This window comes from Kitasatospora sp. NPDC004289, assembly GCF_053602875.1.
In genome coordinates this window covers 30910-44109 of sequence record NZ_JBSGEL010000063.1, presented here as the reverse complement: position 1 = coordinate 44109, position 13200 = coordinate 30910, and the positions used below count along the sequence as shown (strand labels likewise).

The 13200-nt window shown below is 76.6% G+C and carries 2 protein-coding genes; both read right to left on the bottom strand.

The window, feature by feature from the left end:
• Window positions 1-3783, bottom strand: a 3783-nt coding sequence (locus ACWEPF_RS31300; RefSeq protein WP_452175203.1) for a type I polyketide synthase, incomplete at its 3' end; no start/stop codon positions are given.
• Window positions 3784-3798: 15 nt separating this feature from the next.
• Window positions 3799-13026, bottom strand: a complete 9228-nt coding sequence (locus tag ACWEPF_RS31295) for a type I polyketide synthase (protein ID WP_452175202.1) — start codon at window positions 13024-13026, stop codon at window positions 3799-3801.
• Between the last annotated feature and the right edge of the window lie 174 nt (window positions 13027-13200).

The following is a 13200-nucleotide window of genomic DNA, read 5'->3' as shown; positions in this document are numbered from 1 at the left end:
GCCCGGCTCTCCTTCACCGGCGCCACCAAGGAGCTGACCGGTGGTCAGTTCCCCTCCCCCTACCTGGTCTTCGACCTCGGCGGCGGCAAGCACGGCCGCACCGGGCGCCTCGGCGCCCCGGCGGCTGACCAGCAGCAGGTGCTCGGCGCCGCGGCCGGCCAGCCAGCGGGCCACGTGGCCGCCGAGGGCCCCGGTGCCGCCGGTGATCAGCGTGGTGCCGCTCGGCCGCCACGGCTGCTCGGGCGCTCCGGCCGGGGCGGCGGTGACCAGGCGCCGGGCGAGGACCCCGGCGGGGCGCAGCGCGAGCTCCACCTCGCGGTCGGCGGAGGTGTCGGCCAGCAGGGCGGCCAGCTGCTGCCAGGTGCGGGCGTCCGGTTCGGCCGGCAGGTCGGCCAACCCGCCGTGCAGGCCGGGGAGTTCGGCGGCCAGGATGGCGCCGAAGCCCCAGACCAGGGCCTGCTGCGGGTCGGTCACCGGATCGGCCGGGCCGGTGGAGACCGCGCCCCGGGTCAGGTACCAGAGCGGGCTGTGGGCAGCCGCGTCCTCCAGGGCCTGGGCGAGGGTGACCTCGGCGGCGTAGGCCCACGGCACGGCGGGGTGCTCGGGGTGGGCGCCGCCGCGCAGCTGGAGCAGGGAGACCACGCCGTCGAACGGCCCGGCGGCGGTCAGGGTCTCGGCCAGCGCGGCCCGGTCCGTGCCGCCCGGCAGCACCACGGGCACGGCGCCGTGCGCCGCGAGCGTCTCGGCGAGGGCGGCCACCCAGGGGTGGCCGGTCTGCTCGCCGGGGGTGACGATCAGCCAGGTGCCCCGGAGCGTCCCTGCACCGGCCGGGGTGACGGGGCGCCAGGTGATCCGGTGGCGCCAGCCGTCGGCGACGGTGGCCGCCCGCTGCCGGTCCCACCAGGAGGCCAGGGCCGGCAGCACGGGGGCGAGCCGCTCGCCGTCCAGGCCGATGGCCTCGCCGAGTCGCCCGGCGTCGCCCTCGGCCACCAGGCCCCAGAAGGCCTCGTCGGGGGCGCCGCCGGTGCCGGTGAGCTGCTCGGGCGAGCGGCTGGCGTCCAGCCAGTACCGCTGCCGCTGGAACGGGTAGGTGGGCAGCTCGGCGTGGTGCGGGCGGGTGCCGGCGAAGGCGGCCGTCCAGTCCACCGGGACGCCCCGGACGTGGAGTTCGGCCACCGAGGCCAGCCAGCGCTCCCGGCCGCCGTGCTCGCGGCGCAGCGAACCGGCCACCACGGGGTCGGCCATGCCGGCCGCGTCCAGGGTGTCCTCGATCGCGCCGGTGAGCACCGGGTGCGGGCTGACCTCGACGAAGACGGTGTGCCCGTCCTCGGCCAGGCGGCGGGTGGCCTGCTCGAAGCGGACGGTGGAGCGCAGGTTGCGGTACCAGTACTCGGCGTCCAGGGCTGCGGTGTCCTGCCAGTCCCCGGTGACAGTGGAGAGCAGCGGCACCTGCCCGGCGCGCGGGGCGACGGGGGCGAGCAGCTCCAGCAGTTCCTCGCGCAGGGCCTCGGTCTGCACCGAGTGGGAGGCGTAGTCGATGTTGACCGGGCGGGTGCGGACGCCCTCGGCCTCGTACGCGGCGGCCAGTTCGGCCAGTGCGTCCAGGTCGCCGGAGACCACGGTGGACAGCGGGCCGTTGACCACGCCGATCGACAGGCGGCCGGGCCGGGCGGCGATCCGGGCCTCCACCTCGGCGAGCGGCCGGGCCACCGAGAGCATGCCGCCCTTGCCGGAGAGGGTGGCCAGCGCCTGGGCACGGCGGGCCACGATCCGGGCCGCGTCGGCCAGCGTGAGGCCGCCGGCCACGTAGGCGGCCGCCACCTCGCCCTGGCTGTGGCCGACCACGGCGTCGGGGTGCACCCCGTAGGACTTCCAGAGCTCGGCCAGGGCCACCATGACGGCCCAGAGGGTGGGTTGGACCACGTCGACCCGGTCCGGGTCCGGTCCGCCCGGCACTCCGCGCACCACGTCCAGCAGCGACCAGTCGGTGTGCGGGGCGAGCGCCTCGGCGGCCTCGGTGAGCGCGGCGGCGAACACCGGCTCGGCGTCGAGCAGTCCGGCAGCCATGCCGGTCCACTGGGAGCCCTGGCCGGGGAAGACGAAGACCACCCGGCCGGGGGTGGCGGCCCGGCCACGCACCACCTGGGGGGCGGTCAGGTCGGTGAGGGCGTCCGGGCCGCCGATGGCGACGGCGCGCTCCTCCAGGTGGGCCCGGCCGGTGGCCAGGGTGTGGGCCAGGTCCAGCGGTGCGACCCGGTCGACGGTGCGTGCGAGGCGGGCGGCCTGGGCCTCCAGCGCCTCGGGTGTGCGGGCGGAGAGGAGGTAGGGCAGCACCTCGGGCGCCTCGGTGCCGGACTCCCCCGTCTCCTCCTCGGGGGCCTGCTCGACGATGACGTGCGCATTGGTGCCGGAGACGCCGAAGGCGGAGACGGCGGCGCGGCGCGGGCGGTCCAGGGCCGGCCAGTCCTGACGCTCGGTCAGCAGCCGGACGGTGCCCTCGGACCAGTCGACGTGCGGGGAGGGCTCGTCCACGTGCAGGGTGCGCGGGAGCACGCCGTGGCGGATCGCCAGTACCGACTTGATCACGCCGGCCACCCCGGCGGCGGCCTGGGTGTGGCCGATGTTCGACTTCAACGAGCCCAGCCAGAGCGGCCGTTCGGCGTCGTGGGCCTGCCCGTAGGTGGCGATCAGGGCCTGCGCCTCGATCGGGTCGCCCAGGCGGGTGCCGGTGCCGTGCGCCTCGACCAGGTCGACGTCGGCCGGGGTGATCCCGGCGGAGGCCAGCGCCTGGCGGATGACGCGCTGCTGGGAGGTGCCGCTCGGGGCGGTGAGCTGGCTGCTGCGGCCGTCCTGGTTGACGGCCGAGCCGCTGAGCACGGCCAGCACCCGGTGGCCGTTGCGACGGGCGTCGGAGAGCTTCTCCAGCACCAGCAGCCCGGCGCCCTCGCCCCAGCCGGTCCCGTCGGCGGCGGACGCGAAGGCCTTGCAGCGGCCGTCGGGCGCCAGGCCGCGCTGGCGGCTGAACTCGATGAACAGGCCGGGCGCGGAGAGCACGGTGGCACCGCCAGCCAGGGCCAGCGAGCACTCGCCGGAGCGCAGCGCGCTCGCGGCCAGGTGGACCGCGACCAGGGAGGAGGAGCAGGCGGTGTCGACGGTGACGGCCGGTCCCTCCAGGCCCAGGGTGTAGGCGATCCGGCCGGAGGCGACCGAGGTGGTGGTGCCGGTGAGCACGTAGCCGTCGGTCTGCTCGGCGGGCAGGTGGTGCATGGAGGGGCCGTACTCCTGCGCGATGACGCCCGCGAAGACTCCGGTACGGCTGCCGCGCAGCGACTCCGGGTCGATCGCGGCGTGCTCCAGCGCCTCCCATGCCGTCTCCAGCAGCAGGCGCTGCTGGGGCTCGGCGGCGAGCGCCTCGCGCGGCGAGACGCCGAAGAACGCGGCGTCGAACTCGCCCGCCTCGTAGAGGAATCCGCCCTCGCGGGCGTAGCTGCGGCCGGGCCGGTCCGGGTCCGGGTCGTACAGGTGGTCCAGGTCCCAGCCCCGGTCGGAGGGGAAGGGGCCGACCACGTCGCGCTCCTCGGCGACCAGCTGCCACAGGGCGTCCGGGGTGTCGGCACCGCCGGGGAAGCGGCAGGCCATGCCGACGATGGCGATCGGCTCCTCCGGCCCGTCGTCGGACGCGGCCGCGCGGGCCTCGGCGTCCTTCAGTCGCTGGCGGGTCTGGTGCAGCTCGGTGGCCACCTTGTTGAGGTAGTCGCGGAGCTTCTGCTCGTTGCTGCTCATCTCTGCGTTCGCCTCTCAGGAAATTCCGAGCTCGTTGTCGATGAAGTCGAAGATGTCGTCGTTGCTGACTTCGCTGATCCGGTCCGCGATCCCGTCGTCCGCGGCGGTGGCCGCCGAGGCGCCGCCGAGGGTGGCCAGCAGGGCCGCCACCCGGGCTGCCGCATCGGCCCGGCTGCCCGCACCGAGGGCTCCCAGCGAGCGCTCCAGACGGTCGAACTCGGCTTCCAGGTCGAGCGGTTCGGGCTTGGAGGCCGGTTCGACGGGGGCCAACCGCTCCCGCAGGTGCGCGGCCAGGGCGACCGGGGTCGGGTGGTCGAAGACGGCGGTGGTGGGCAGGCGCAGGCCGGTGGCGGCGTTGATCCGGTTCCGCAGCTCGATCACGCCGAGCGAGTCGAAGCCGATGTCCATGAAGCCGCCGACCGGTCCGACCGCCTCCGGGCCCGGGTGGCCGAGCACGGCGGCCGCGGTGGAGCGGACCAGGGTGAGCAGGATCCGCTCCTGCTCACCGGCCGCCTTGCCCGCCAACTGTCCGGCCAGTGCCGCCGGTTCGCCGCTCGCGGCCGGGCGGGGACGGTGCCGGACCAGGCTGCGCAGCACCGGCGACAGCCGGTCCGCGGGCACGGCGGCGGCGTCGATCCGGGCCGCCGCGAGGGCAGCGTACGGGGTGCCGAGGCCGCCGAGCGCGGCGTCGAACAGGGCCAGGCCCTGTTCGTCCGTCATCGGCGCCAGACCGGTCGCGGCCAGCCGCTCGCTCTCCGCCGCGCCGAGCCCGGCCGCCATCCCGCCGCCCTCGGCCCAGACTCCCCAGGCCAGCGAGGCCGCGGGCAGACCGCGCACCCGGCGGTGCTGGGCCAGCGCGTCCAACTGCGCGTTGGCGGCGGCGTAGTTGGCCTGTCCCGGGTTGCCGAGCAGGGCGACGGCCGAGGAGAAGAGCACGAAGGCGGCCAGCTCCAGGTGTTCGGTGGCGCGGTGCAGGTGCCAGGCGCCCTCCGCCTTGGGCCGGGCCACGGTGCGCAGCCGCTCGGGGGTGAGCGAGGTCAGCACCGTGTCGTCCAGCACGCCGGCGGTGTGCACCACCGCGGTCAGCGGGTGCTCCGCCGGGACGGCGGCGACCAGGGCCTCGACCGCCGCCGGGTCGCCGATGTCGGCGGACGTGGCGGTGGCCACGGCTCCCAGGCGGGCGAGCTCGGCCAGCAGCTCCGGCGCGCCGGGGGCGTGGACGCCCTGACGGCTCGCCAGCAGCAGGTGCCGGACGCCGTGGTGGGTGACCAGCCGCCGGGCCACCAGCGCGCCGAGCGCCCCGGTGCCGCCGGTGACCAGCACCGTGCCCTGCTCGGCGAGCGGGCGCGGCAGGGTGAGCGCCAGCTTGCCGGTGTGCCTGGCCTGGCTGAGCCGGCGCAGCGCCTGCGGTGCCTGCCGGACGTCCTGGCTCAGCACCGGCAGCGGGGTCAACTCACCTGCGGCGAAGCGCCCTTCCAGCTCGGCGAAGATCTCGGCGATCCGGTCCGGGTGCACGTCGAACAGGTCGAAGGCCAGGTAGGCGGCCCCGTTGTGCTCGGCGGCCACGGTGGCCGGGTCGCGCTGGTCGGTCTTGCCCATCTCGACGAACCGCCCGCCCGGGGCGAGCAGCCGCAGCGAGGCGTCGGTGAACTCACCCGCGAGGGCGTTGAGCACCACGTCCACGCCGCGCCCCTCCGTCGCGGAGCGGAAGGCCGCCTCGAAGTCCAGCGTCCGGCTGGAGGCGATCCGGGCCTCCTCGACGCCGAGGCCGCGCAGCACCTCCCACTTGGCCGGGCTCGCCGTGCCGTGCACCACCGCACCGCCCTGGCGGGCGAGTTGGACGGCCGCCTGGCCGACGCCGCCGGTGGCGGCGTGCACCAGCACGCTCTCGCCCCGCTTCAGCGCGGCCAGGCCGTACAGCCCGTGGTGCGCGGTGAGGAAGGCCACCGGGACGGTGGCCGCCTCGGCGTCGCTCCAGCCCCGGGGCACCTTGACCAGCAGGCGGTGGTCGGTGACCGCCACCGGCCCGAGGGTGCCCTGCACCAGACCGGCCACCCGGTCGCCGACGGCCAGCCGGGTCACGCCCGGGCCGGTCTCCACGACCGTACCGGCCGCCTCGGCGCCGATCCGGGCGCCGCCCGGGTACATCCCGAGGGTGATCAGCACGTCCCGGAAGTTCAGCCCGGCGGCGCGGACGGCGAGGCGCACCTCGCCCTCGGCGAGCGGGCGCTCCGCCTCGGGAGCGGGCAGCAGCGCCAGGCTCTCCAGGCTGCCGGGGTTAGCGGTGTCCAGCCGCCACGGGCCGTCCGGCACCGCCAGGGTGTCGGCGGGGCGGACCTTGGCGAGCCTGGGGGCCAGGATCTCCCCGGCGCGCAGCGCGAGTTGGGGATCGTCGGCGGCGAGGGCCGCGGAGACCGCCTCCGCCGAGGCCGGGGTGCCGTCCAGGTCCAGCAGCACCAGGCGGCCGGGCTGCTCGGTCTGCGCGGTGCGGACCAGGCCCCAGACGGCCGCGGCGGCCGGGTCCGGGACGTCCTCTCCGGGGTGGGTGGCGACGGCCCGCTCGGTGGCCAGGGCCAGCGTGCCGCCCTCCCCCGCGAGCCAGGCCTGGATCAGGTCGAGCGCCTGCTCGGCGTCCTGGACCGGCGCGAGCGCGTTCTGACCGGCGGCCACCTCCGCAACCGAGGCGAGCACCGGCCATCCGGGCGTCAGGCGCCCGCTGTCCAGCGCGGCCCAGGGCTGACCGTCCGTCGGGCGGCCCGCTCCGTCGGCGGCCGTCAGGGGCTGCCAGTCCAGGCGGTACAGCGAGTCGGCTCCGGCGGTCGCTGCGACGGCCCGCAGGGTGAGCGCGCCGACGGTGGCGACCGGCAGGCCGGCCGGGTCCGTCACCGCCAGGGCGACGGTGTCGGGGCCGGTCGGGGTGATCCGGGCGCGCAGGGCGGTGGGGCCCGGACGATGGACCGTCACCTCCCGCCAGGCGAACGGCAGCACGGTGCGCTCGGCGTCCAGGACCACCGCGTGCAGCACCGCGTCCAGCAGCGCCGGATGCAGCGCGTACTCCGCGCCGTCCGCCGCCGGGGCGACCTCGGCGTACAGCTCCTCACCGACCCGCCAGGCGGCCGTCAGCCCCTGGAAGGCGGGCCCGTAGCGGTAGCCCTGCTCGGCCAGCCGCCCGTACAGACCGTCGAGGTCCACCGTCTGCGCGCCCCGCGGCGGCCACTCGGCAGCCTCGAAGGAGATCTCCGCCGAGGGGTGCACGAGCACGCCGGCGGCGTGCCGGGTCCACTCCTCGTCGCCCTGCTCGGCCTGCGAGCGGATCTGCACCGACCGCCGGCCCTCGCTGTCCTCCCCGCCGACCAGGACCTGGAGCCGGACCCCGCCGCGCTCGGGCAGGATCAGCGGCGCTTCCAGGTCCAGCGACTCCACGGTGCCAGCCCCGGCCCGCGCCGCCGCCTGCGCGGCCAGCTCCAGGAAGGCCGTGCCGGGCAGCAGCACCGAGCCGCCGACGGCGTGCCCGGCCAGCCACGGGTGGGTCCGCAGCGAGATCCGGCCGGCGAGCAACCAGCCCTCCCCGTCGGGGAGTTCGGTGGCACCGGAGAGCAGCGGGTGCCCGGTGGCGGCCAGGCCGCCCGCTCCCGCGTCCGCCGTCCCGGCCGCCTGCTCCAGCCAGTACCGCCGTCGCTCGAAGGGGTAGGTGGGCAGCTCGACCAATCCGGCCGGGCCGGGCAGAGCCGCGTTCCAGTCCACCTCGACGCCGTGCACGTGCAGCCGGGCCAGCGCCTCGGTCAGCGTCTCCCGCTCGGGCCGCCCGGCCCGCAGCACCGCCGCCAGCGCGCGCGGGGTCTCGCCCACGCCGTCCAGGCTCTCCTCGGCCAGCGCGGTGAGCACCGGCCCGGGGCCGAGCTCCAGGTAGGCGGTGACACCGAGTCCGTCCAGCGCCAGCACCCCGTCATGGAACCGGACCGCCTCGCGGATGTGCCGCACCCAGTACTCGGGATCGGTCAGCTCCCCTGCGGTGGCGGGTGCTCCGGTCAGGTTGGAGATCACCGACAGCTGCGGCTCGGCGTAGTCGATCCGCTCCGCCACCGCCCGGAAGTCCGCCAGCACGGCGTCCATCTGCGGCGAGTGGAAGGCCCGGCCGACCGTGAGCAGCTTGGTCCGCCGCCCCTCGGCCCGCCAGCGCTCCGCCAGCCGTCGTACCTCCTCGCCGTCGCCCGAAACCACCACCGAGCGCGGCCCGTTGACGGCCGCGACCGACACCCCGTCACCCAGCTCGGGCAGCACCTCCGCCTCGGTGGCCTGCACGGCGGCCATCGCACCGCCCGCCGGCAGGGCCTCCATCAGCCGCCCGCGCGCCGCGACCAGCCGTACCGCGTCCGCCAGCGAGAACACCCCCGCGAGGTGGGCAGCACTCAACTCGCCCACCGAGTGGCCGATCAGGTGGTCCGGCCGCACCCCGCGCGCTTCGGCGAGGCGGTGCAGCGCCACGTGCAGGGTGAAGAGGGCAGGCTGGGTGTACGCGGTGGTGTCCAGCAGCTCGACCTCCGCGCTGCCCGGCTCGGCGAACAGCACCTGCTTCAGCGGCACGCCGAGCTCGGCGTCGAAGAGCGCCGCGATCTCGTCCACCGCAGCGGCGAACTCCGGTTCCCGCTCGTACAGTTCGTACCCGGCCCCGGCCCGCTGGCTGCCCTGGCCGGAGTACAGGAAGGCCGTCCTGGCCCCTCGCACGGCCGTGCCGCGCAGCACCTCGGGCGTCTCGCGGCCCTCGGCCAGCGCGCGCAGGCCCTCGGTGTGGCCACCGAGCACGGCGGCCCGCTGCTCGAAGTGGGTCCGGCCGGTGGCCAGCGCCTTGGCCAGACCCGACCGGCCTGCCACCTCCGCCAGGTGACCGGCCTGGGCCCGAAGCGCCGGCTCGCTCCGCGCCGAGAGCAGCAGCGGTCCGTGCTCCTCCTCCGCAACGGGCGCCTGCGGCTCCTCGGCCGGCGGCGCCTCCAGGATCAGGTGGGCGTTGGTGCCGCTGATGCCGAAGGAGGAGACGGCGGCCCGGCGCGGGCGGCCGGTCTCCGGCCAGACCGTGGTGCCGGTCGGCACCCGCACCGAGCCCGCGCTCCAGTCCACGTGCGGGGTCGGCGCGTCCAGGTGCAGGGTGCCGGGCAGCTCGCCGTACCGGAAGGCCTGCACCAGCTTGATCACGCCGGTGACCCCGGCGGCGGCCTGGGTGTGGCCGATGTTGGACTTCAACGAGCCGAGCAGCAGCGGCTCCTGACGCCCCTTCCCGTAGGTGGCGATCAGGGCCTGCGCCTCGATCGGGTCGCCGAGCGCGGTGCCGGTGCCGTGCGCCTCCACCGCGTCCACCTCGTGCGCGGCCAGCCCGGCCTGGGCCAGCGCCTGCCGGATCACCCGCTCCTGGGCCGGGCCGTTGGGCGCGGTCAGGCCGTTGGAGGCGCCGTCCTGGTTGACGGCGCTGCCGCGCAGCACCGCCAGCACCCGGTGCCCGTTGCGCCGGGCGTCGGAGAGCCGCTCCAGCAGCACCAGCCCGACGCCCTCGGCCCAGGCGGTGCCGTCGGCGCCCCGCGCGAACGGCTTGCACCGGCCGTCGGCGGCCAAGCCGCGCTGGCGGCTGAACTCGGTGAACATCCCCGGCGTGGACATCACCGTCACACCGCCGGCCAGCGCCAGGTCGCTCTCGCCCGCCCGCAGCGACTGGGCGGCCAGGTGGATCGCCACCAGGGAGGAGGAGCAGGCGGTGTCCACGGTGATGGCCGGGCCTTCGAGGCCCAGCGCGTACGCCAGCCGCCCGCTGGCGACGGAGCCGAGCGTGCCGGTCAGGGCGTGGCCCTCGTAGCCGCTGGGGGTCTCGTGCAGGCGCGGCCCGTACTCCTGCTGCATCGCGCCGACGAAGACGCCGGTGCGGGTGCCCCGCAGGGTGGCCGGGACGATCCCGGCCCGCTCGGTCAGCTCCCAGGCGGACTCCAGCAGCAGGCGCTGCTGCGGGTCCATCGCGGCGGCCTCGCGCGGGGCCAGCCCGAAGAAGGCGCCGTCGAAGGTGTCGGCGTCGTGCAGGAAGCCGCCCTGGCGGGTGTACGAGGTGCCCGGGCGCTCGCCCTCGGGGTCGTAGAGCGCCTCCAGGTCCCAGCCGCGGTTGTCCGGGAACGGACCGATGGCGTCCCGCCCCTCGCGCAGCAGGTCCCAGAGCCGCTCGGGGCTGTCCGCCCCGCCCGGCCACCGGCCGCTGAGGGCGACCACGACCACCGGGTCGTCGTCGACGCCGCCGCGCACGGCTGCTGACGGCGCCTCGGGCTCGCCGGCACCGGCCAGGTAGGCGGCGACCGCGCCGGGGGTCGGCCGGTCGTAGGTGAGGGTGGCGGGCAGGCTCAGGCCGGTGGCCCCGGCCAGCCGGTCGCGGAACTCGACGGCGGCGACCGAGTCGAAGCCCAGCTCCTTGAAGGTGTGCGCCGGGTCGACCGCCTCCGGGCCGCGCTGCCCGAGCACCAGCGCGGCGGCCGAGCGGACGGCGGCCAGCGCCTCGGCCTCGGTCAGCCCACCGGTGGCCTGCTCCACCTCGGCCTCCACCACCGCCCGTTCGGGCAGCGGCGCGGTGGTGCCGTCCAACCAGAGCCGCCGGCGCTGGAAGGCGTAGGTGGGCAGCGCCAGGTGTCCGTCGCCCGGCCCGTACAGCGCGGCCCAGTCCACCGTGCCGCCCCGGACGTGGAGTTCGGCCAGCGAGGTGCGGAACTGCTCCAGCCCGCCGTGGTCGCGGCGCAGCGTGCCGGTGACGGCGGCGTCCGTCCCCTCGGTGGTCTGGCCGAGGCCCAGGGTCAGCACCGGGTGGGCACTGCTCTCCACGAAGCTGCGGTGCCCGTCGGCCAGGGCGGCGCGGACCGCCTGCTCCAGCTGCACGGTGGAGCGCAGGTTGCGGTACCAGTAGGCGGCGGTCAGCTCGGTGGTGTCCAGCCGGCCGCCGGTGACGGTGGAGTAGAAGACGGTGTCGGTGGGGCGCGGACTGATCGCGGCCAGCAGCTCCGGCAGGCGCTCCGCGAGCGGCTCGACCTGAGGCGAGTGCGAGGCGTAGTCCACCGGCACCAGCCGGGCCCGGACCTCGCGCTCCCGGTAGCGCTCGACCAGCTCGGCCACCGCCGCGCGGTCTCCCGAGACCACCGTCGAGGCGGGCCCGTTGACGGCCGCGACACTGATCTTCCCGTCTCCCCTTGCCAGTTCGGCGGCCACCTCGGCGGCGGGCAGCGGCACCGCCGCCATCGCGCCCTGCCCGCTGGTGCCGAGCCCGGCGATGGCCTGCGAACGCAGGGCGACCACGGCGGCGGCGTCCTCCAGCGAGAGCGCCCCGGCGGCGTACGCGGCGGCGATCTCGCCCTGGGAGTGACCGATCACCGCGTCCGGCCGCACGCCCGAGGCGCGCCAGAGCGCGGCCAGGGCGACGTTGACGGCGAACAGCGCGGGCTGCACCACGTCGACCCGCTCCAGGTCGGCCGCGCCGCGCTCGCCGCGCAGCACGTCCGTCAGCTTCCAGTCCACGTACGGCGCGAGTGCCCGCTCCACCGCGGCGATCTCGGCGGCGAACGCCGGTGCGGTGTCCAGCAGTTCGCGGGCCATGCCCTCCCACTGCGACCCCTGGCCGGGGAACACCAGCACGGTGCCACCGCCTCGGTGGGCCCGACCCTGCACCAGGCCGGTGGCCTGCTCCCCGCCCTCCAACGCCGCGAGGGCGGTGAGCAGTTCGGACCGGTCCGCACCGCTGACCACGGCACGGTGTTCGAAGTGGCTGCGGGTGGTGGCCAGCGCCCGGCCGACCACCGACGGGTGCGCCCCGTGCTCGTCCTGCGCGAACTCCCGCAGCCGGGCGGCCTGCTGACGCAGCGCCGCGGCCGAGCGGGCGGACAGCGGCCAGAAGCCCCGCCCGTCCCCACCCTCCGGCCGGTCCGCCCGCAGGGGCGCGGCCCCGAGCACCACGTGCGCGTTGGTTCCGCCGACGCCGAAGGAGCTGACACCCGCCAGTGGTGCGTCCTCGGGCCAGGCGGCGGCCTCGACGGCGACCGCGAGGCCGAGCCGCTCGAACGGGATGTCGGGGTTCGGCGTCTCGAAGTCGAGGCTGGCGGGCACCGTCCGGTGGTGCACCGCGAGCACGGTCTTGAGCAGGCCGACGATGCCGGCCGCGCCCTCCAGGTGGCCGACGTTGGTCTTGGCCGAGCCGACCAGCAACGGGGCGCCCTCCGGCCGGCCGGCCCCGAGCGCCGCGCCGAGCCCGGCCGCCTCGATCGGGTCGCCGACCCTGGTCCCGGTGCCGTGCAGCTCGACGTACCCGATCCGCCCGGGGGCGACGCCCGCCCGCCGCACCGCCTTCCGGACCACCTCGGCCTGGGCTCCGGCACTCGGAACGGTCAGGCCCTCGGTGGCGCCGTCGCTGTTCACCGCGCTGCCGTGCAGCACCGCGTAGACCCGGTCCCCGTCCGCGAGCGCCCGCACCAGGGGCTTGAGCACCAGCAGCACGCCGCCCTCGCCGCGCGCGTAGCCGTTGGCCCGGGCGTCGAAGGTGAAGCAGCGGTCGTCCGGCGAGAGGGCGCCGAAGCGCTCGACGGTGAGGGTGGAGTCCGGCGCCAGGTTGAGGTTCACCCCGGCGGCCAGGGCGTACTCCGACTCGCCCGACCGCAGGCTCTCCACCGCCAGGTGGACGGCCACCAGGGAGGAGGACTGCGCGGTGTCCACGGTCAGGCTCGGGCCGCGCAGGTCGAGCGCGTAGGAGACCCGGTTGGCGATGACGCCCTTGTTGAGGCCGGTCAGGGTGTGCCGGGAGACCTCGCCGGTCCGGGCCACCAGGGCCGCGTAGTCGGCGCCGATCGCGCCGACGAACACCCCGGTCCGGGTGCCGCCGAGCGCGGCGGGCAGCACGCCGGCGTCCTCCAGCGCCTCCCAGGCGAGTTCCAGCACCAGGCGCTGCTGCGGGTCGGCGGCGGCCGCCTCCGCGGGCGAGATGCCGAAGAACTCCGGGTCGAAGGCACCGACTTCGTCCAGGTACCCACCCGCCCGCGGCCGCTCACCCTCCGCGAACCGCCCCGGCGGGAACACCCCGACGGCGCTGCCGCCCTCCGCCAGCAGGCGCCAGAACGCCGCCGGGTTCGCCGCCCCCGGCAGCCGGCAGGCGGCACCCACCACGGCCACCGCGTCCGGCGAGGCGGTGTCGGGCACTGCGCCGTCGGGCGCGGAGGGGTCGAACGGTTCCAGGCGAGGCATGGTCGGTCACTCCTGTGGGGAGGCTGTTTCCTTGCCCCTCACCCTTCCGCCCGCCCCGCCCCGCCGGGCCCCTAGGCAACCCCTGTCGTACCCCTAGAGCTCCCCCACGAGCGCGCTGCTGCCGCACGCGCACGCCAGGTGTGCCGGAGGAACACCGGACACCCGTACCGGATG